This is a genomic window from Corynebacterium sp. LK2590 (assembly GCF_040946105.1).
GTDB lineage: Bacteria > Actinomycetota > Actinomycetes > Mycobacteriales > Mycobacteriaceae > Corynebacterium.
The window spans coordinates 175,668-196,429 of the sequence record NZ_JAYWMH010000003.1 but is presented as its reverse complement, the minus strand read 5'-3'; the positions used below and the strand labels follow the sequence as shown (position 1 = coordinate 196,429).

Annotated in this window: 18 protein-coding genes; 11 read left to right on the top strand and 7 right to left on the bottom strand. The window is 65.0% G+C overall.

The features are described from left to right. The first annotated feature begins 126 nt into the window (after window positions 1-126). Genes VVR85_RS05620 through VVR85_RS05610 form a run of 3 tightly spaced genes read left to right on the top strand, consistent with a single transcriptional unit; the run spans window position 127 to window position 3,106 of the window. Entirely contained in the window at window positions 127-912 is a 786-nt protein-coding gene (locus VVR85_RS05620; protein ID WP_368519964.1) for a phosphoadenylyl-sulfate reductase, read from the top strand. After that, window positions 912-1,811, top strand: a complete 900-nt coding sequence (cysD, locus tag VVR85_RS05615; protein WP_368519963.1) for a sulfate adenylyltransferase subunit CysD — start codon at window positions 912-914, stop codon at window positions 1,809-1,811. The genes VVR85_RS05620 and cysD overlap by 1 nt, the downstream gene beginning before the upstream one ends. Next, window positions 1,811-3,106 carry a sulfate adenylyltransferase subunit 1 gene (locus VVR85_RS05610; RefSeq protein WP_368519962.1) on the top strand — a complete coding sequence of 432 codons (1,296 nt, stop codon included), beginning with the start codon at window positions 1,811-1,813 and terminating at the stop codon, window positions 3,104-3,106. Before cysD ends, VVR85_RS05610 begins: the two co-directional genes overlap by 1 nt. Before the next feature lie 18 nt (window positions 3,107-3,124). Here VVR85_RS05610 and VVR85_RS05605 read toward each other — a convergent pair whose 3' ends face one another. Continuing rightward, window positions 3,125-4,012, bottom strand: a complete 888-nt coding sequence (locus tag VVR85_RS05605; protein WP_368519961.1) for an Lrp/AsnC family transcriptional regulator — start codon at window positions 4,010-4,012, stop codon at window positions 3,125-3,127. A 238-nt stretch (window positions 4,013-4,250) separates the two neighbouring features. Here VVR85_RS05605 and VVR85_RS05600 point away from each other — a divergent pair, with 238 nt between their 5' ends. From VVR85_RS05600 to VVR85_RS05585, 5 genes are all read left to right on the top strand, one after another. Next, a complete protein-coding gene (locus tag VVR85_RS05600; RefSeq protein ID WP_368519960.1) occupies window positions 4,251-5,660 on the top strand; it encodes an MFS transporter in 1,410 nt (469 codons plus the stop codon). 33 nt (window positions 5,661-5,693) lie between these two features. Then, a complete protein-coding gene (locus VVR85_RS11190; RefSeq protein ID WP_409338183.1) occupies window positions 5,694-6,215 on the top strand; it encodes an amidohydrolase family protein in 522 nt (173 codons plus the stop codon). Next, window positions 6,182-6,694 carry an amidohydrolase family protein gene (locus tag VVR85_RS11185; RefSeq protein WP_409338182.1) on the top strand — a complete coding sequence of 171 codons (513 nt, stop codon included), beginning with the start codon at window positions 6,182-6,184 and terminating at the stop codon, window positions 6,692-6,694. Before VVR85_RS11190 ends, VVR85_RS11185 begins: the two co-directional genes overlap by 34 nt. Further along, a complete protein-coding gene (locus VVR85_RS05590; RefSeq protein ID WP_368519959.1) occupies window positions 6,694-7,509 on the top strand; it encodes an arylamine N-acetyltransferase in 816 nt (271 codons plus the stop codon). The genes VVR85_RS11185 and VVR85_RS05590 overlap by 1 nt, the downstream gene beginning before the upstream one ends. An 87-nt stretch (window positions 7,510-7,596) precedes the next feature. Further along, window positions 7,597-8,190 carry a nucleosidase gene (locus VVR85_RS05585; protein WP_368519958.1) on the top strand — a complete coding sequence of 198 codons (594 nt, stop codon included), beginning with the start codon at window positions 7,597-7,599 and terminating at the stop codon, window positions 8,188-8,190. A 90-nt stretch (window positions 8,191-8,280) separates the two neighbouring features. Here VVR85_RS05585 and VVR85_RS05580 read toward each other — a convergent pair whose 3' ends face one another. The 6 genes from VVR85_RS05580 to VVR85_RS05555 all read right to left on the bottom strand — a co-directional run bounded on the left by VVR85_RS05580 (window position 8,281) and on the right by VVR85_RS05555 (window position 16,423). Next, entirely contained in the window at window positions 8,281-9,648 is a 1,368-nt protein-coding gene (locus VVR85_RS05580; protein WP_368519957.1) for an AI-2E family transporter, read from the bottom strand. A 52-nt stretch (window positions 9,649-9,700) separates the two neighbouring features. After that, entirely contained in the window at window positions 9,701-13,165 is a 3,465-nt protein-coding gene (locus VVR85_RS05575) for a proline dehydrogenase family protein (protein WP_368519956.1), read from the bottom strand. A 650-nt stretch (window positions 13,166-13,815) separates the two neighbouring features. After that, a complete protein-coding gene (locus VVR85_RS05570; protein ID WP_368519955.1) occupies window positions 13,816-14,484 on the bottom strand; it encodes a response regulator in 669 nt (222 codons plus the stop codon). Beyond that, the gene (locus tag VVR85_RS05565; protein WP_168166941.1) at window positions 14,469-14,633 is read right to left on the bottom strand and encodes a hypothetical protein; all 165 of its coding nucleotides are present in this window, start codon (window positions 14,631-14,633) and stop codon (window positions 14,469-14,471) included. Before VVR85_RS05565 ends, VVR85_RS05570 begins: the two co-directional genes overlap by 16 nt. A 96-nt stretch (window positions 14,634-14,729) precedes the next feature. Beyond that, the gene (locus VVR85_RS05560; protein WP_368519954.1) at window positions 14,730-15,914 is read right to left on the bottom strand and encodes a sensor histidine kinase; all 1,185 of its coding nucleotides are present in this window, start codon (window positions 15,912-15,914) and stop codon (window positions 14,730-14,732) included. Window positions 15,915-16,231: 317 nt separating this feature from the next. Beyond that, complete coding sequence (locus VVR85_RS05555; RefSeq protein ID WP_368519953.1) at window positions 16,232-16,423, bottom strand: hypothetical protein; 192 nt, start codon at window positions 16,421-16,423, stop codon at window positions 16,232-16,234. Window positions 16,424-16,844: 421 nt separating this feature from the next. On the opposite strand from VVR85_RS05555, the gene dnaK reads away from it, so the two are divergent. The 3 genes from dnaK to dnaJ all read left to right on the top strand — a co-directional run bounded on the left by dnaK (window position 16,845) and on the right by dnaJ (window position 20,761). Next, the gene (gene dnaK / locus VVR85_RS05550) at window positions 16,845-18,707 is read left to right on the top strand and encodes a molecular chaperone DnaK (RefSeq protein ID WP_368519952.1); all 1,863 of its coding nucleotides are present in this window, start codon (window positions 16,845-16,847) and stop codon (window positions 18,705-18,707) included. Further along, window positions 18,707-19,444 carry a nucleotide exchange factor GrpE gene (gene grpE, locus VVR85_RS05545; protein WP_368519951.1) on the top strand — a complete coding sequence of 246 codons (738 nt, stop codon included), beginning with the start codon at window positions 18,707-18,709 and terminating at the stop codon, window positions 19,442-19,444. Before dnaK ends, grpE begins: the two co-directional genes overlap by 1 nt. A 126-nt stretch (window positions 19,445-19,570) precedes the next feature. Beyond that, window positions 19,571-20,761, top strand: a complete 1,191-nt coding sequence (dnaJ, locus tag VVR85_RS05540) for a molecular chaperone DnaJ (protein ID WP_368519950.1) — start codon at window positions 19,571-19,573, stop codon at window positions 20,759-20,761. Window position 20,762: the final 1 nt, after the last annotated feature.

Here is a 20,762-nt window from a genome sequence, read left to right as displayed (position 1 = left end):
TTATATTCTGCCCGTTCCCCAAGTACAGCGCCCCCACGGCCGTCCGGAGCTGGAATTTCTGCTGCACGAACCGCCCGCATTACCTAGAGTAAGGTGCACTGACCCCAAAGGAGCGCACTTAAAATAATGACAACAAACGTGAACTTGCTGGGTGGTGGTAAGAATTATCGCGACGCCAGCCAGAGTCCGGAAGGAACCCGGGACACCGCGCCGTTGTCGCCCGCGGTAGCCGCCGCCAACGAGGAGCTGGTGGAGCGCTGGGCGGACAAGCTGTATAACGCCAGCGCGGAAGAGATCATGGACTTCACCGTGAACCACGCGCCGGGCCGCGTGGCGGTGACCATGTCCATGGAAAACACCGTGCTCGCCGAGCTGGCCCACCAGGCCGGGCTCGACGGGGATCTGCTCTTCATCGACACCGGCTTCCACTTCCCGGAGACCCTGGAGACCGCCGACGCCGTCGAAAAGCGCTACCCGGACCTGCCGCTGCGCCGCATCCGGCCCCTGCTGACCCCGGAGGAGCAGGACGAAATCTACGGCCCGCGCATGTACTCCTGGGACGTGGCCTCCTACAACCGCATGCGCAAGGTGGAGCCGCTGAACATGGCGATGGACGACTACGTGGGCTGGATTACCGGCCTGCGCCGGGCGGACTCCGAGCACCGCGCGGAGGCCCCGGCGCTCAGCCTGGACCGCACGGGCCGGCTCAAGATTTCGCCGATGATTACCTGGGACCTGGATGACACGGACGCCTACATCCGAGACCACGATCTCATCATCCACCCCCTTACCCTGCAGGGGTACCGCTCCATCGGGTGCGCGCCCCTGACCTTCCCCGTGGCAGAGGGCGACGACGCCCGCTCGGGACGAGTATTCGCTGACGGCAAGACAGAATGCGGGTTACACGAATAATGACTGCACTTTCCCCACACCTGAAAGATCTAGAAAACGAATCCCTCCATATCCTGCGCGAGGTAGCCGGCCAGTTCGACAAGGTCGGGCTGCTCTTTTCCGGCGGCAAGGACTCCGTGGTGGTCTTCGAGCTGGCGCGCCGGGCCTTCGCCCCGGCCACCGTGCCCTTCGAGCTGCTTCACGTGGACACCGGGCACAACTTCCCGGAGGTCATCGAGTTCCGCGACCGCCTGGTCGAGGAATCCGGCGCCCGCCTGCACGTGGCCAAGGTCCAGGACTGGATCGACCGCGGCGACCTGCAGGAGCGCCCCGACGGCACCCGCAACCCGCTGCAGTCCGTCCCGCTGGTCGAGACCATCGCCGAGCGCGGCTACGACGCCGTGCTGGGCGGGGCGCGCCGCGACGAGGAGCGCGCCCGCGCCAAGGAACGCATCTTCTCCGTGCGCGACTCCTTCGGCGGCTGGGACCCGCGCCGCCAGCGCCCGGAGCTGTGGAACCTCTACAACGGCGCCAAGATGGCCGGGGAGAACATCCGCGTTTTCCCCATCTCCAACTGGACCGAGTCCGATATCTGGGAATACATCGGCGCCCGCGGTTTGCAGCTGCCGGATATCTACTACTCCCACCAGCGCGAGCTGTTCAACCGCAACGGCATGTGGCTGGCCCCGGGCGAGTGGGGCGGGCCGGCCGAGGGCGAGGAGCTGGTGACCAAGACCGTGCGCTACCGCACCGTCGGCGACATGTCCTGCACCGGTGCTGTTGAGTCCACCGCCTCCACCCCGGACGAGGTGCTGGCCGAGATTTCCATTTCCACCCTGTCCGAGCGGGGCGCGACCCGCGCGGACGACAAGCTATCCGAGTCCGCCATGGAAGATCGCAAGAAGGAGGGCTATTTCTGATGCCTACCACCCAAAGCCCGTCCCCGGTCCAGGGAGTGGATCAGCTCAAAGAGCGCGAGACGCTGCGCCTGTGCACCGCCGGTTCCGTCGACGACGGCAAGTCCACCTTCGTCGGCCGCCTGCTGCACGACACCAAGTCCGTGCTGGCCGATCAGATGGAGTCCATGGAGCGCAGCAGCGCCGACCGTGGCTTCGACGGCATGGACCTGTCCCTGCTGGTCGACGGCCTGCGCGCCGAGCGTGAGCAGGGCATTACCATCGACGTGGCCTACCGCTACTTCGCCACGGACAAGCGCACCTTCATTCTGGCGGACACCCCGGGCCACGTGCAGTACACCCGCAACACCGTCACCGGCATGTCGACCTCCCAGGTCGTGGTGCTGCTTATCGATGCCCGCCACGGTGTGGTCGAGCAAACCCGCCGGCACGCCAACGTCGCGGCCCTGCTGGGCGTGCGCCACGTCATCCTGGCCGTCAACAAGATCGACCTGGTCGACTACGACGAGGCGACCTTCCGCGCCATCGAGGAAGAATTCGGCACCCTGGCCGAACGCTTGGGCCTGACCGATACCCAGGTCGTGCCGATCTCCGCGCTCAAGGGCGACAACGTGGTCGAGCCCTCCACCCAGATGGACTGGTACTCCGGCCCGACCGTCTTGCAGGCGCTCGAGGACGTGCCGGTGGCCGGCGGCCGCGCCGAGGATCTGGACTTCCGTTTCCCCATCCAGTACGTCATCCGCGAGCACGCCAGCGACTACCGCGGCTACGCCGGCCGCGTGCAGGCGGGTTCCATCGCCGTCGGCGACACGGTGACCCTGCCGGAGGGCCGCACCAGCACCGTCACCCACATCGACACCACCGATGGGGAGGTAGAGGCCACCCGCGCCGGCGAATCGGTCGTGCTGCGCCTGGCTGACGACGTGGACCTGGCCCGCGGCGACCTCATCGCCGGCACCGACCGGCCGGAGGCCACCCGCGAGTTCGCCGCCACCGTCGTCGCGCTGACGGAAAAGGACCTAAAGCCCGGCCCGATGGTCAAGCTGCGCTACGGCACCGCCGTGGTCAAGGCCCGCATCACCCAGGTCGAGCGCATCTTGGATTTAGACGGCGTGGCCGACCAGGAAGATCCGGAGGCGGCCACCCTCAACGAGATCGCGCACGTCGTGGTCCAGACCCCGGTCGAGCTGCCGGTCGAGGACTACGCCGCCCGCGGCGCGGTGGGCAACTTCCTGCTGGTGGACCCGAGCACCGGCAACACCCTGGCCGCCGGCTTCGTGGGCCGGCGCCTGCGCTAGCCGGCCGGCGTCCCCGGGTCAGAAGGGCACCTGTTTAAACGAGGGGCCCATCGGCACGAGCTCGGTGTCCACAATGTGGAACCCGGCCAGGGAGTCGAGGAAGCTGAAAAGCTCCGTCTGCGAGTCGGCCCAGAGGTTGGCCACCAGCTGGAAGCGCCCTGTCGTGGCGGCTACGAATTGTGTGGAGCCCGAGGCGGAGAGGGCATCGCCGAGCGCGGCGATGTGCCCGGGGGCGACTTTGAACCAGGCCATGGCATCCGCGATATGGGTGGTGGCCTGGCGGGGGATGTCCGCCTCGAAATAGAGTATCCCGGACTCCACCAGCTTTTTCCGGCGCCGGTAGGCGGTTGCCTGATCCACGTGGGCGGCCTCGGCGAGCTCCACGGAGCTGGCGCGACCGTTAACGGCTAGAGCAGCGAGAATGCGTTTATCGGTGGCATCGAGGGCGGCGAAGGCGCCGGAGTTCGCGACCGGGATTCCCCAGATCTTCAGCAGCTGGAAAGTCTCGACCTGGTCGAAGGGTAGCGAGGTCCGCAGCTGGTCGAGGAGCGGTTCCTTGCTCTGGGCGGGCGTGGCGAAGCCGCACATGAGCTCCCCGCGGTGGATGGCCATACGGATCCACCGGGTGTTTTTGCGCTCCACGAGCTGCGACCCCAGCTTTTCCAATTCTTGGGGAGAGCCATAAAGCCGCGCCAACCAGGCGATGGAGGCCGGCGACGCTGCCGCGGTTCGGCCCACCACCCTGAGAATCCCGTTGGAGGTGAGCCGGTGGTAGCGCCGCGCGACGGTCCGCGGTGCCGAGTCCAGCTGCGCCGCCAAGTCCGCGAAAGAAGCGGTGGGGGCGCGCCGCAGGGCAGATAAGAGGCGATGATCGAAGTCGTCCAGGGCGGACGGGGATATGCGCACGGCGGCTCCTCGTAGGTGTGTACAGATGCCATTCGGGGTGATTATCCCCGTAGCTTCCAGCGTAGTCCGGTTCCCGTGGCGGAACTAGGCAGCATCGAGTGAAAAAGTAACGGATATATGCTGCATGAAAGAAAAATGGCTCAAACTATGCCTTAATAAGCGTCTTTATGCACCGGTTCCTTAGTGTCGCTTCCAGATCATTTAACCCAATCGAGCCACTAAGGATGGGAGCAGACTTATGGAAGGACAAAAGCACCAGGAAAGGCCGCAGGCGGGGGTCAGCGCGGTGCCGGGGATCTTGATTGCCGTCGCCGGCTTTTCTTGCCTCGTGGTCACCCTGCTGCAGTCGATCGTCGTTCCGGCGATCCCGAACTTGCCGGGCATCCTCGGCACCTCCGGCACGGCGGTGTCCTGGGCGGTCACGGCGACGCTGCTGGCCGGCGCCGTGGCAACCCCAATCATCGGCCGGCTGGCCGATATGTACTCGCGCAAGACGGTCATGCTGGTGACCATCGCGGCCGTTGTCGCGGGCTCCATCATCGCGCCGCTCGGCAACATCGCGACCCTCATCATTGGTCGTGCTCTGCAGGGCATCGGCTCGGCGCTCATCCCGGTGGCGATGGCCGAGATGCGCTATAGCCTGCCACGCGAAAAGATTGGCTCCGCCCTGGCCATCTTGAGCGCCACCCTGGGCATCGGCGGCTGCGTGGGCATCCCGCTGGGCGGAGTGCTTTTTAACTCCTTCGGCTGGCAGTCCATGTTCTGGATCGCCGCCGCCATATCGGTCATTTCTTTCGTGGCAGTGGGGGTTTTCGTTCCCTCTTCCCGCGGCGTGGCCGGCCGATTCGACTACGGCGGTGCGGTGTGGCTGGCGCTGGGGCTGAGCGCCTTTTTGACCGCGCTTTCCCAGGGCGCGGCGTGGGGCTGGGCCAGCCTGCCGACCGTCGCCCTTTTCATCCTGGCGGTGGTGTTCTTCGCCGCCTGGATCCGCTGGGAGGTCCGCCAGGAGTTCCCGCTGGTCAACCTGCGCACTACCACCTACCGGCCGGTGCTGCTGACCAACCTCGCCTCGATCCTGCTGGGCATCCTCATGTTCACAAACCTGCTGCTGACCACCCTGGAGCTGCAGAACCCCACTACGGAGGGCGGGCACGAGTGGAGCGCCGCCGCGGCCGGCCTCGTGATGCTGCCGTCCGCCGCCGCCATGTTGCTCGTCGCCCCGGTCAGCGCCCGGCTCGCGCAGGCGCTGGGGGCGCGGATGGTCATCACCATCGGTTCCGTCATCACCGCGCTGGGCTACCTCTGCCGCCTGGTTATTGACTTCAACGGCGGGTGGATCCTTGTCTGGGCGACCGTGATTTCCATCGGCGTGGGCATCGGCTACGCCGGCCTGCCGATGATGCTGGTCGATCATGTCCGGGCGGCGGAGATCGGCTCGGCTAACGCCGTGAACGCCCTGATGCGCTCCATCGGCATGTCGATTTCCTCCGCGCTGGTCTCCGCCGTCACCGCCGCGCTCATGGCAGAACACAGCCCGAGCGCAGCCGCCCTCAACCTGCTCGCAGTAATCGGCATAGTCTTGGGGGCAGCCGCAGTTGCCTTCGCCGCCGCAGCGCGCACTCCCCGCGGCGCTCGTGGGCAGGAATAGGCCAATAAACACCGACAGTTAGGACGGAAGTTGATGCAGCACGAACGAGTTCTCGACGCCATCGATACGCACGCGCACGTCTACCCGGACGATTACCTGGATTACCTCGGCGCGCACGGCGCCCCGGAAGGCAGCACCGAGATCGCCAAGGGCATGGGCGCTGATTCCGGTAGCGAGGACATGCAGGCGCGGATCGAATGGATGGATAAAGCCGGGGTCAAGGCCCAGGTGCTCGCGGTGACTCCGCAAAGCCCCGCGCTGCCCGAAGCCGAACACGCCGCTTATGCCGCGCGCATGATTAATCAGCGCTATATCGACATCGCGGACCAGTACCCGGGCCGCTTCTATAACTACGCGGCCCTGCCACTCCCGCACGTCGACGCGACCTTAAAGGAACTGGAGTGGATTGAAAGCTCCGGCCAGTTCTGCGGCATCGGGCTGCCGACCCTGCTGGCGCAGCGTCCTTACCTGTCGGAAAGCACCTCGACCCAGTCTGGGACTTCCTCAACGAAAAGGGCGCGGTGGTCAATATCCACCCGACCGGCTGCGGCGTGAACTCGAAGTGGCTGCTTGATCAGCACCTGGAGTGGGTGAACGGCGCACCGGTCGAGGACGCCACCGCCACGTTGGAGCTGCTGAAAGCCGATATCCCCCGCCGCTTCCCGAAGATTACGTTCCACGTTGCGCATCTGGGCGGCGACCTGCCTATGCTGGCGCAGCGGATTGAGGACAACTACGAGGACTGGGACGCGTTCCCGGCATCGCCGAACGCGACCTTGCGGCAGTTCTATTTCGACGCCGCCAACTTCCACGAGCCCTCGCTAGCGCTCGCCGCGGAAACCTTCGGACTCTCGCAGCTGATGGGCGGCTCCGATTTCCCGTATTTCCAGCAGGAAAAATACGTCCGCGCCTTCGACTACGTGCGTAACTCCCGCTTCAGCGAGGAGGAAAAGGAACAGATTCTGTGGTCCAACGCCGCAAACCTGCTTAAGCTCGCGGATAGCGCCCGGACGGGCCAGAGTGAGGAGGAATAATGCTGGAAAACTACCGCGATCGGATCGGAGGTCCGGCGGCGCTTGTCGATGCCGCAGCGGACCACGGCGTCGCCTTCTTCGACGAGGTCGTAGACCGCCACACCAAGACGATTGCCTTCGACAACGTGGACGTGGCCTTGGGCCGCGGGGTGAGTATTAAGCCCGCCGACGTGCGCCGCAAGCTACTGGATCAGGGCCGCGGCGGCTTCTGCTTCGAGCACGCGGAAATCATCCACCAGGCCTTGGACGAGCTAGGAGTAAACCACCACCGCTTCCTGGCCCGGGTGCTGCTCAGCGGCAGCCAGGAGCCGGGCGCGGCCACCCACTGCGGCAATATCGCGCATTTTGGTGGGGAGCGCTACCTCATCGATCCCGGCTTCGGCGGGGGAACGCCCACCGTGGCGGTTCCCTTCGACGGCACGGAACGCGCCGGCTTCCGCCTAGTGCCCGCGGCCGACGACGACCCGCGCGCGGTCGACTACATCCTGCAGTCACGTACCGAGGTCTCCGAGAAACATCCCACGGGCTACAAGGACGTCTACGGGATCTGCAACTGGCACCCTAAGCCGGCGGATCTGGACATGGCCTGCTGGTATGCGGCCACCCGGGAGGGCGAGATGTTTACCGGGAACCTCGTCGTGGTGCGCCGCGGCGAGGGCACCGAGTCCATCTTCAATGCCAAGCTGAAAACCGCGCAGGAGACCCGAGAGCTGAGCGACCCAGAGGATCTGCGCGGCGCGCTGCAGCAGCATTTCGACATCGACGTGGATCCGCACCAGGCAGCCACCCTGTGGCAATTCGCCCACCAGGGCTGAGGCCGCGGCGTGATTGTGGAGGCGCGGATGCGGGCTAAACCCGAGCCGCCGTGCTAAGTCACTTGGCGTCCAAGTAAGATCGAAAGTATGAGATGCATTGCTGATAAACCGCTGTTTGTGGCTGCCGTCGACGCTGAAGCGGCGCACGTCCCTGACGACGCCGCACTGCTGATTACCGGCATTGGGACGCTGCCGGCCGCAATCTCCCTGACGGAGGTTCTGACCGAGGCCCGCCTGCGTGACGAGATGCCCTCCCGGGTGGTCAATATCGGCACCGCCGGCGCCCTACACGACGGCCTGGCCGGCGTCTTCGAGGTGGACGCGGTTACCAAGCATGATTTCAAGCTGGAGGTCCTGTCCGACCTCGGCAAGTACCTTTTGCCCGAGCGCATTGAGCTGCCTACCTCCGGGCGCCTGCCGGTGCGTTCGCTGGCCACCGGCGACCTATTCGTCTCTGATACCCAGACCCGCAACCGCCTGGCCCAGGAGTCCGCGCTGTGTGACATGGAGGGCTACTCCGTGGCCGCGGTCTGCCAGCGCTTCGAGGTGCCCTGCACCCTGCTCAAGCAGGTCTCCGACCCGGCCGACGAGTCCTCCGTGGGCACCTGGGCCGGCGTGCTGGACCGCGGCGCCCGCCAGCTGATGTCCGCCGTCACCGACTTGGGCCTGCTGCCGCGCTAGCCTAGCCGCCTAAAACACAACAATGCCCGGGCCGGTCTAAACCGACCCGGGTATTAGTGCGCGCGCAGCTGGGCTGGGGCGGCCAGGTGCTTAGCGCTGTGGACTCATGGACTGGAAGAGCTCGGCGACCTTCTGGCGCGGGGTGGGGGCGTCGCTGTCGGAGTCTTTATCCTTTTGCTTCTCGCCGGTGGAGATGTCCAGCTCGTCCGGGGCGATCTCGCCGGAGCGCAGGCCGGTCATCTCGGCGTAGTAGCGCAGCATGACGGTGATGGTCGCGGCCACCGGCACGGCCAGGAAGGCGCCGATGATGCCGGAGAGGGTAGAACCGATGGTCACCGACAGCAGGACGACGGCGGCGTGCAGGCCCATGGCCTTGGACTGCAGCAGCGGCTGCAGCAGGTTGCCCTCGACCTGCTGCACGATGACGATAAGCGCCAGCGCCAGCAGGGCGTTGGTCAGGCCGTTGGAGACCAGCGCGATGATGACGGCCAGGGCGCCGGCGGTCACCGCACCGATGATCGGGATGAAGCTGGCGAAGAAGGTTACCACGGCGATGACGAAGGCCAGCGGCACCTGCAGGGCCCACAGGCCTAGGCCGATGAGCGCGGCGTCCACGAAGGCCACGGCGGCCTGCGCCTGGATGAACCCGGCCAGGGTGGCCCAGATGCGGGAGCCCAGCTCCGTGATGTGCCAGCCGGCGGCGGAGCCGGTGTACTTGCGCAGCCACGGCAGGAACTTGTCGCCGTCCTTGATGATGAAGAACGTCACGAAGAGCATGATGACAAAGGCCACCAGGATGGAGCTGGCCGCGGAGACACCGGTCATCACGCCGGTGGCGATGTTGCTGGCCTGGCCCTTGAGGAAGTTGACCGCGTCTTCCATGACGGATTCGAGCTGCTGCCCGTCGACGTTGATGGGGGATTCTTCGACCAGGCGGCCCAGCTCATTGATGCCGCTTTCGGCCTGGCTGACCAGGGTCGCGCCCTGGTTGGAGACCACCGGGGCCATCGCGGAGAAGATGCCGACGAAGATGAGCAAGAATGCCAGCAAAGTGGTCACCGCGGCGAGAGCGCGCGGGAATTTGTGGTGGCGCAGCCAGGCCGTGATGGGAAAGAGCACGGTGCTGACCAGGATGGCCAGGATGACCGGCAGGAGCCCGACCCAGATAAAGCGCAGGAGGTAGCCGACCACGGCCACGCCCGCGATGACAGCGATGAGCTGCAGCGAGGTGAGCGAGGCGGACTTCAAGTCCGCGCGCAGGACCTGGGCCTTCTTGTCCGGGTCGCCGGGCGTATCGCGCGCGGTCTCCCGGCCCAGGCCGTGGTCGTCCTGGCTGACCAGGGTGGTGGTCTGGTCCTTCTTAGCGTCCTGTTCAGCGTTTTCCTTGGCCGGTTGGGCGTCCGCCTGGCGGGAGGCGGACGCCTGTCCGGTGCTTATATCGTCATGCTGGCTATCCATAGGAACCAACTATGCCATACAAGCGGCGGCCGCGGAAACGCTGGTACCGCCCCTAGCGGCGGATATCGCCGATTTCGCGGATGATGCCGAAGCGGTGCATGGTCACGGAGACGGCCTGCTCCAGCAGGTACGGCAGCAGCTCGCGGCGGCCGTCGGCCAGGACCGGCTGGTCGAGGACGACCGAGTTGGACTTGACCGCGGCCTCCTGGACCGGCTGCTCCACCGCACCGAGGGCGCGGATGCGAGCCGAGGACATCTCGGCGACCTCGTTGGCGAACTCCTCGGCGCTGGCGGTGCGGGCGCGGAAGCCCATGTCGCGCAGGTCCGCGGCGATATTCGCCGGGGCCGAGATGTCGATCGGGGTGCCGGTGATGGCGGTGGCCAGCAGCTGGCGGGCCACGTCGCGGACCTTGTAGCCCTCGCCGACGCGGACGGACAGGGCCGACAGCAGTGGGCGGTAGCGGAAGATATTGGCCTCCGAGATCAGGGCCGTGCGGTCGTGGTTGCGACCGAACTCTTCCTGCCAGGCCAGCTGGTCCAGCTCCGCGGCGCGCAACAGCCAGGCGGCGTCGCCCTCGTCCAGCACGGAGTCCAGGCGGTCGGTCCACTGGCGCAGCTCGCCGGCGATGTTGGCCTTGATGTCCACGTCGCGGGCGCGCAGCTCGCCGTCCTCCCAGGTGCCCATCTGCGGCACGTAATTCGGGCCGCCGGCCTTGGCACCCGGGCCCATGACGGACTTCTTCCAGCCGCCGAAGGACTGGCGCTGGACGATAGCGCCGGTGATGCCGCGGTTGACGTAGGCGTTGCCGACCTCGACGTGGTCGATCCAGTAGTCGATCTCCTCGTCATCCAGGGAGTGGATGCCGCCGGTCAGGCCGTAACCGGTGGAGTTCTGCCACTCGATGGCCTCCTCCAGGGTCTCGGCGTGCATGATGCCCAGCACCGGGCCGAAGCACTCGTTGAGGTGGTACCAGGAGCCCGGCTGGACGCCGTCGCGGATGCCCGGGGACCACAGGGTTCCCTCCTCGTTGAGCTTTTCCGGCTTGATGAGCCACTTCTCGCCCGGCTCCAGCTGGGTCAGGCCGCGGTAGAGCTTCTCGCTCGGCGGCTCAGCCAGGCCGTTCATGGTGGTCTTGACCTCGTAGCCCGGGCCCGGGATGAGCGTGCGCACGGAGTCCAGCAGCTGGTTGCGCAGGCGCTCCGAGGTGCCGGCGGCGCCGACGAAGATCACCAGGGAGGCGGCGGAGCACTTCTGGCCGGAATGGCCGAAAGCGGACAGGTACAGGTCCTGGATGGCCAGATCCGGGTCGGCGGCCGGGGTGATGATGAGAGCGTTCTTGCCGGAGGTCTCCGCCATCAGGTTCATGTCCGGGCGCCAGGAGCGGAAGAGCGCACCGGTGTCGGAAGCGCCGGTCAGGATGATGGCGTCGACGTCCGCGTGGGAGATGAGCGTCTTGCCGGCTTCGCTTTCATCGGTGTAGACCAGCTGGACCAGGTCGGTGTCCAGGCCATGCTCCTTCAGGCCGGCGTGGATGGCCTCCACGGCCACCTGGGCACAGTGAACCACCTGCGGGGCCGGCTTGATGATGACGGTGGAGCCCGCCGCCAGGGAGGACAGCACACCGCCGACCGGGATGGCCACGGGGAAGTTCCACGGCGGGGTCACCACGGTCACGCGGTTCGGGGTGAACTTGGAGCGGGCCTCGTCCAGCAGGCGCGCGGAGTGCGCGTAGTAGGTGGCGAAGTCGATGGCCTCGGAGACCTCCGGGTCGGACTGCGTCACGGTCTTGTTGGCCTCGTGAGCCATGACGCTGACCAGGCGGCCGCGGTAATCGGCCAGGCGGTCGCCGATGGTCTCCAGGACCTCAGCGCGCTCGTGGCCGGTCTTGGAGCCCCAGTCCTCGGCCAGGGTCTTGGCCTTGGCCACGGCGGTTTCCACCTCGGCCGGATCGGTGACCTGGGTGACGGTGTGCTCGCCCGGGTCGGTGGACAGCCACTTCAGGGCCCACTCGCGGTTGGCCTGCAGCGCCGGGTCGGTGTCCGGCTCGTTGACGAAGCGGCCGGTGACCGGAGCCTGGCGGCCCTGGCCCTCCTCGGCGGTGCGGTCCTGCTGGCGGCGGGCGCCGGCGAAGGTGTCCCAGCGGTCTTCCACGGCGCGGCGGAAGCGGGCTTCCTGATCCTGCAGCGGGGTCAGGTGATCGCTGCGGGCCTCGTCCGGGGCGAACAGGGCGTAGAGGAAGTTCTGCGGGGCGGAGTTCTCCTCCAGACGGCGGACCAGGTAGGACACGGCGACGTCGAAGTCTTCCATGTGCACGACCGGGGTGTAGAGGATCTGGCGGCCGCCGAAGACCTTGCGGACGGCCTCCTGCTGGGCCGGGGACATGCCCTGCAGCATCTCGGAATCCATCATGTCCATCACGCCGCGCTTCTTGCCCAGCTCCGCGGCCAGGGCGGCGGTGTAGAGGTTGTGGGTGGCTACACCAATCCGGACGGAGTCAGCGAATTCTTCGCGCAGGATGTAGTCCAGCAGGCGGAAGTAGTTGGCGTCGACCTCCGGCTTGGTGATGTAGGGGGCGACCGGCCAGCCGTGGACCTCGCCCTGGACGTGCTCCATGGACAGGTTGGCGCCCTTGACCAGGCGGATCTTGATCTTGGCGCCGCCTTCGGCCACGCGCTGCTTGGCGAACTCGGCCAGCTCCTGCAGGGCGGCGAAGGTGTCCGGCAGGTAGGCCTGCAGGACGATGCCGGTTTCCAGCTCCTTGAACTCCGGCTCGCTGAGCAGTTCCTTGAACAGGCGGATGGTCAGGTGGAGGTCGTGGTACTCCTCCATGTCCAGGTTGATGAAGACGTTCGGGCTGCGCTTGGCGGCCTCCTCGTAGAGGGGGCGCAGGCGCTCCTTGAGGCGCTCGACGGAGCCGTCGATGTCCCACGGGTTGAGCTGGGCCACGATGGAGGAGGCCTTCACGGACACGTAGGTCACGCGTGGGTTGCGGATAAGCGCCAGGGTGCGCTCGGCACGGGAGCGGGCCTCGTCCTCGCCGAGGACGGCCTCGCCCAGCAGGTTCAGGTTGAGCTGCTCGCCGGACTCGGTGGCCTTGTCCAGGGTCTTGTTCAGGGCGTCGGACTCGGCGTCGACGACCAGGTGGCCGACCATTTGGCGCATGCGCATGCGGGCCAGCGGCATCACGAGGTTCGGCAGGATCGGTCCGAAGAAACCTCCCAAGCCGATCAGGGAGGCGTTGATCTTGCCGAGGAAGGCCGGATCGAAGTTTTCGTTAATCTTCTTCAGCGCGTGAGCTGCGACCTTGTCGTCTTCCGGGCGCATAACGCGGTCGACGAAGTCCATGGTGAACTTCACACCGTCGGTGTCGCGCAGCAGGTCCGCGAGCTGCTCGGTGGCCTGGTCTTTCTCGTTGGCGCTAGCGGCGAGCCAGGTGCGGGCCTGGCGGACGGCGGATTCGACGATGGCTTCGACGTCGTCGGATTCGGGCAAACGGGTGTTGGCAGGAGAAGTCATAGTGGTTCTACCTCTTTGTGCGGTGAGACCCGGGCCGGTGATGGTGGCCCGCTGCGGCTATCTCCAGCTGGCATGCGGGTTAGTCGAGCGTCCCGGGTCTTACCCGGGCCGGGTGGAAATGGAAAGTGTTGTTTAACGCTTCCGCCGCGCCAAACGTCGCCCCAACAGGGTTGGGGCAGAAGTCTCTGGCGGGGAAGCAGCCATACGCTTGCCGTGCACGCGGGTGCGCGTGCCGCAGGTTGGACCAATCTTTTGGCGGAGTGTGCCGGCTATCTATACGGGAGGCCGGTCACTCGCGCGGCGAATCCGCGCCAGAAAGACGTTCAACGCTCACCTTCCTTACCTGGCTAGAGGACAAAGAGATAGAACTAGGTCTGGAGCTAGCACACAGGCACTAGAGCTAAGACTAAGACTCGTGGTTGCGGACGCCCCGGGCGGAACGGCCGTTATGTTGTGCAGCCACCCTACTCCCCTTGTGACCTAAGCAACCACAAGCGGGTGGGTGTAATGCTGCTTGCTATTGCGGTCATTATAAGAAACCCACACAACTGACGCTAGTGGGTAGGCGAAAATGCCCGATGGGGGTAGAAAGGTTGATTTGTTTCCGCAGGAAGTTCCGACCTAGGGGGTAGGGCGGGGCTGGGCAGCTTTTACTGGCCGTAGCCGGCTTTGAGCGCCTTGATGGCGAGATCAAGACGAGACTTGGCCTGGAATTCGGCCAGCAGGTAAGAGATGTATTTCTTAATCGTGCCGTCGGCATAGCCCGTCGATGCCGCGATCTCCGCGTTCGACTGGCCCTCGCACAGCAGCTCCAGTACCCGCAGCTGCGCCGGGGGAACATCGTGATTGTCGAGCGCCGCCGTCGGCCGCATAGTGGTGGTGTTCTGTAGCTCCGGCAGGTGCTCAACCAGGCGGGTCAGCGACTGCGGCGTGACCACCGTGCCGCCCTTCACGGCTTCGCGCACCGTTTCCAAAATATAGGCGGGCTTCGAGCTTTTTAGGATATAGGCGGCCGCCTTGTGGGACATGACGTCCAACAGGGTGTCGTCATTGTCCATGGCGGTCATCGCGATAAAGACCGGGGGATTGTCCATCTCCCCGACCTTGCGCAGCAGTGTCGTGCCGTCCATTTCCGGCATGTGAATATCTGCCACGATGACGTCAAAATCTTGCTCCCCGAGCAGAGCAAGGGCGGCTTTTCCATTTTCGGCGGTAGCGCCCACCTTCATGTCGTCCGCGCTAGCGAAGTAGTGTCCTAGCGCTTCGAGTACCAGCGGGTCGTCGTCGACGACCAGGAGGTTAATTACCGACCCGGGCAAAACGGGGACGGGCAGCCGAAGGCCTTTTCAGCGGCGGACTCGTACGGGGCGACGGTAACCGGTGCGTCCTGGGAGCTAAGGGCGGGGGCGCCGCCGATCAGCTGCGAAGAGAGGAGCAAAGGTGCGAGGAAACCTGCGAGAGCGTTCATTGGGGTCCTTTCCAGGGATGTCTCTAGAGAGTGTTCGAGATGGTAGCAAGCGTTAGCATAACTTAGCTCAATGATAGCCGCCAAGGTTATGTGAGATCATCGACGTGTATAGCTATGTGGTGGAAGAGACAACGTGACTTCCCAGTTGCCGTCGTTTTCCGTGCTGCTGAGCTTGGCGTCGATAGTGGTGGCGATCCGGTGCATGGACGCCTGGCCGATGCCCGAAGACATGGCGTTGTCAGCGACTCGGGACGTGGCGATCGGGTTGGAAATCGTCAGGCTGATCCATCCCAGATAAGGCCGGACAAGTAGGTCGATGTCCGCGCCGGGCGGGGAGTATTTGACGGCGTTGATGCACGCCTCGTTGACGATGGCGGCGACCGCGTCGAGGACGTCCTGGCTGAAGCTGGGATCGAAATCGTCCAGCTGGACCGTCGTCTTAGGCTGGCGGTTCAGCTTCTGGAGTCGGGAGGCTTCTTCGGTCAGCAGCTTCGCGAACGTGGTGGGCTTCTTGCCGGTCTTGTCGCCGATGCCGAGGACCGACTGGGGATCGTCGTTGGAGCTGCGCAGCACGCTAGTCAAGGCGCGGATCTCCGACATGGTCGCGCGCATGGAGTCACTGAGCTCATCGAGGCGCTCGGCCAGCTTGGGGTCCTTGGCGTATTCCAAGCTCAAGGCCTCCAGCTGCATGGTGTTGACCGTCATGCTGGACACGGCCGAATTATGCAGCATCTCGGCGAGATCGTTCTGCCGCCTCCGGACGTCACGGTCCCATTCCACCATGGCCGCTTTGTAGCGCCGCGCCGAGTGGCCGTAGGCGCTGCCGATGACGATGCCCAGGCTGACGTACATACCCCAGGTAGCAGCCGTAGGGAGGTTGACGGTGCTCTGGTCTGAGACCGGATCGATGAGCCCGGCCACCCACAGCGTGAGCCCAGCGCCCGCGGTGAGCCACACCCGTCCGTGGTAGGCCACGATGGCGGCCAAGACTGGGACGATAAAGATACAGCTGAGATACGTGTTGTGCGTGCTGAGCGAGGCGGTCAACCAGACGATGAGGAAGAGTGTCGTCATAGCCAGCGGATAGCGGTAGGCCCCTACGGTCGCGCAGCTCAGCGCGATTCCCAATACTACGGAGACCAGTTGGAGTTCCGGCGGCTCCATGGCGGCACCGAGCAGGGTAAGTAGCAGGCAAAAGGCGCCCACGACGATCGCGGCCCGCTCGAGCGTCATGACGGATCGGAGCTTGCGCAGGGCGGGCAGGGGTCGTAGTGCCGACATGCGGACTCCTTTGGCGAGCGGAACGAGGTGCGGTCTTGATGAAAGTTCTGTATTCAACGTTAGTCCGTAAAGGAATCGTCCGAGCTATGCGGAGTCGGATGGGCCGAGCTGGGGCGGTGGGGCGGAGCGGCCGGTGCGGGCCGGGTGGCATCGTTAGCGCTGGTGTGCCGGTGGGCTGTGGTCGGGCTGAAGATAGAGGAACCCCCGCCGTCCGAGTCTGTCCCATGCGACGCTCTTTTTGGGAGCGGCGCGAACTCGGGCGGCGGGGGAAGTTCAGTGAAAGAGTCTCGTGCCTCTGTTTAGTGGAGGTTTAAGGCTTACTCGGAAGCAGCTTCGGTGGACTCGGCAGCCTCAGAAGCGGAGTCCTCGGAGGAGGACAGGCCCTCGAAAGCGGAGGACAGGCCCTCGCCCTCGGAGCCCTCGGAGGAGCTGTCGATCAGGCCGGAGATGCCCTTGATGAGCTGCTCGAAGTCGATGGCGGAGCTGAGGTCGGTCAGGAAGTCGAACATGAAAGTTCCTTTCGGTGTATAAGAATCTGAGTCTCTCGAGTAGGAGCAGCCCGGGGTGGTCGAAAACCAGCCAGTCCCGTTGCTGTTGCGACCGTTCCCGGCTGCTGTGCTTTACAGTCTGCCGAGTTTTGGGCCTGCTGCCTATCCTCTTTCGGATACTTGTTGGAGGTAACTTTCGGACACGCTCGCGGAACCGAAGGTGGACGACGTGTTCTGAACTGGGAAAACGAAAAAGATTTAAAAAGTTGAGTCGAGTGGGAACAACTTTGACGAGTGGTGCGTTGTGTAGATTGAGTGGCCAGCACTCAGGTTTGGAACGACTTGAAGCAAACTTCTGTTAGAGTGGCTGACGTACTCATCAGAAGTTGAGCCACAGGCAATCAACTTACGAGAAACAAACACTTAGAAGGAGTAAAGAACTATGGGACGCGCAGTAGGTATTGACCTCGGTACCACTAACTCGGTGGTTTCCGTACTGGAAGGTGGCGAGGCCACCGTTATCGCTAACTCGGAAGGCTCCCGCACCACCCCGTCCGTCGTGGCCTTCGCCAAGAACGGGGAAATCCTGGTCGGCCAGTCCGCTAAGAACCAGGCGGTGACCAACGTCGACCGCACCATTCGCTCCGTCAAGCGCCACATCGGCACCGACTGGACCGTCGACATTGATGACAAGAAGTACACCCCGCAGGAGATCTCCGCCCGCACGCTGATGAAGCTGAAGCGCGACGCGGAGTCCTACCTGGGTGAGGATGTCACCGACGCGGTCATCACCGTGCCGGCTTACTTCGAGGACGCGCAGCGCCAGGCCACCAAGGAGGCCGGCCAGATTGCAGGCCTGAACGTCCTGCGTATTGTCAACGAGCCGACCGCGGCTGCACTGGCTTACGGCCTGGAGAAGGGCGAGCAGGAGCAGACCATCCTGGTCTTCGACCTGGGCGGCGGCACCTTCGACGTCTCCCTGCTGGAAATCGGCGACGGCGTCGTCGAGGTCATGGCCACCGCCGGTGACAACTCGCTGGGCGGCGACGACTGGGACCAGCGCATCGTTGATTGGCTGGTCGAGAAGTTCAAGAGCGCCCAGGGCATTGACCTGACCAAGGACAAGATGGCTCTGCAGCGTCTGCGCGAGGCCGCGGAGAAGGCCAAGATTGAGCTGTCCGCTTCCCAGCAGGCCAACATCAACCTGCCGTACATCACGGTGGATGCTGACAAGAACCCGCTGTTCCTGGACGAGACCCTGACCCGCACCGAGTTCCAGAAGATCACCCAGGATCTGCTGGACCGCACCAAGGCTCCGTTCAACCAGGTCATCAAGGACGCTGACATGTCCGTCGGCGATATCGACCACGTCGTCCTGGTTGGTGGCTCCACCCGTATGCCGGCCGTGTCTGACCTGGTCAAGGAACTGACCGGCCGCGATCCGAACAAGGGCGTTAATCCGGACGAGGTAGTCGCCGTGGGCGCTGCCCTGCAGGCCGGCGTCCTGCGTGGCGAGGTCAAGGACGTCCTCCTGCTGGACGTCACCCCGCTGTCCCTGGGCATTGAGACCAAGGGTGGCGTGATGACCAAGCTCATCGAGCGCAACACCACCATCCCGACCAAGAAGTCCGAGACCTTCACCACCGCGGAAGACAACCAGCCTTCCGTCCAGATCCAGGTCTTCCAGGGTGAGCGCGAGATGGCTTCCGCCAACAAGCTGCTGGGTTCCTTCGAGCTGGGCGGCATCGCCCCGGCACCGCGTGGCGTTCCGCAGATTGAGGTCACCTTCGACATCGACGCCAACGGCATCGTCTCCGTGTCCGCCAAGGACAAGGGCACCGGCAAGGAAAACACCATCAAGATTCAGGATGGTTCCGGCCTGTCCCAGGAGGAGATTGACCGCATGGTCAAGGACGCCGAGCAGCACGCCGAAGAGGACAAGAAGCGCCGCGAGGAGCAGGAGACCCGCAACAACGCGGAATCCACCTCCTACCAGACCCGCAAGTTCCTGGACGAGAACTCCGACAAGGTCTCCGAGGAGTCCAAGACCAAGGTGACCGAGGCTGCCGATGCCGTCGACGAGGCCCTCAAGGGTGACGACATCGAGGCTATTAAGTCCGCCGTGGAGAAGCTGTCCACCGTCTCCCAGGAGATGGGCAAGGAGATCTACGAGGCACAGGCTGCCGAGGCTGGCCAGGAAGGCCAGGCCGGTGACGCTGGCGCCCAGGGAGATCCGAACGTCGTCGACGCTGAGGTCGTGGACGAGGACACCGACAACACCGACAACAAGGATGGCGACAAGTAATGACTCAGTTCAACGGAATGCCGGATAACCCCGGCGACCCGGACAACACCGATCCGGAGGCTACCTCGGCGGACCGTGCTGAGGAAGCTGCCGCCGAGGCTGCCGATGCCCAGTCGGCCGAAGCCGCGGACGCCCAGGCCGACGCGGAGGCGGACGCCGCCGAAGAAGCCGTGCTGGATCCCACGCTCGAGGCAGATGTGGACGAGGCCCTGGCCGACGTCGAAGGCGACGTCGACCCGGAGGCGGCCGCCGAGCCGAACCTCGAGGCACAGCTGGCCGAGCGCACCGAGGACCTGCAGCGTCTGAACGCGGAGTACACCAACTACCGCCGCCGGACCGAGCGCGAGCGCCAGGGTGTTATTGACAACGCCAAGGCCCAGGTCATCGCCCAGCTTCTGCCCATCCTCGACGACCTCGAGCTGGCCCGCCAGCACGGGGACTTGGAGGAAGGCCCGCTGAAGTCGATGGCCGACAAGCTCAACAACGTGTTGCAGGGCCAGAAGCTCGCCGCCTTCGGCGAAGAGGGCGACGCCTTCGACCCGGAGATCCACGAAGCAGTTCAGGACCTTTCCAGCGGTGACGAGAAGGTGCTGGGCACCGTCTTGCGACGCGGCTACCGTGTCGGCGACCGGCTGGTACGCAACGCGATGGTTATCATCGCCGACCCCAGTGGTTCGTCCGCATCCGCGGATGAGGCGGAAGGCGGCGCGGACTCGCACGGGTCCGAGCAGAGCTAGTTCCTAATGGTGGCGCCGGGGGAGGTTATCCTCGGCGCCCCTTTTATTTAGTCTTAGATAAAATTTTTAGTAAACACATAGCGAGGCTGAGAAACACTATTTCACCTCGAAAGGAGGAGATGCCCAGTGAGCGCTAAACCAGAATGGGCAGACAAAGATTATTACGCGGATCTGGGGGTCTCCTCGTCCGCGAGCGCTAGCGAGATTAAGCACGCTTACCGCAAGCTAGCCCGGGAAAACCACCCGGACGCCAACCCGGACAACCCGGAGGCGCTGGAGAAGTTTAAGAAAGCCGCCGAGGCGTACGACGTCCTCTCCGATGAGAAGGAACGCAAGGAGTACGACGATTTTAAGGCCATGCTGCGCAGGGGCGGCGGCTTCGGCCGGGCAGGAGGCGCCGGATTTCCCGGCGGGTTTCGCCAAACGCACGGGGCGCAAGACTTCGACCTCTCCGACCTCTTCGGGAACTCTGGACAAACTGGAGGCGGTGGTTTTGGGGATATCTTCAGTGGCGTTTTCAACCGCGGCGGTGGTGCTGGCCACGCAGCTCGGCCGACGCGCGGGGCGGACGTCGAAACGGAAATAACCCTCGAATTCCGCGAGGCCGCCAAGGGCGGCACCATCCCGCTGCAGCTCAGCGGCGAGGCCCCGTGCACCACCTGCCACGGCTCGGGCTCGAAGACCGGCCACACCACCACCTGCACGAAGTGCAACGGCACGGGCTTTACCTCGGAAAACCGCGGTAGCTTCGGCTTCTCCGCTCCCTGTCAGAACTGCGGCAGCACCGGGCAGACCGTCACCGATCCGTGCGAGACCTGCAACGGCACCGGTACCGTCCACCGCACCCGCTCTATCACCGTGCGCATCCCGGCCGGCGTTATCGACGGCCAGAAGGTGCGCCTGGCGGGCCAGGGCGAGGCCGGGCCCAACGGCACCCCGGCCGGCGACTTGTTCGTCTCCGTGCACGTGAAATCCGACCCGGTCTTTACCCGCAAGGGCGACGACCTGGAAATCACCGTCCCGGTCTCCTTCGCGGAACTAGCGTTGGGCGACACCATTACGGTGCCGACCCTGGATAGCCCGGTGCGCGTCAAGGTCCCGGCGGGCACGCCGGACGGCCGGACGCTGCGCGTACGCAACCGGGGCATCCCGGCCCGGGGCGGCAAGTCCGGCGACCTGCTGGTCACCGTCCAAGTCAAGGTTCCGAACAACCTGGACGCCGCCGCCTTCAGCGCGCTGCGCTCCTACGCCCAGGCCGAGAAGGACTCCGGGTTCAACCCCCGCGCCGGATGGGCCGGGGACACCACGCGGAACTAGG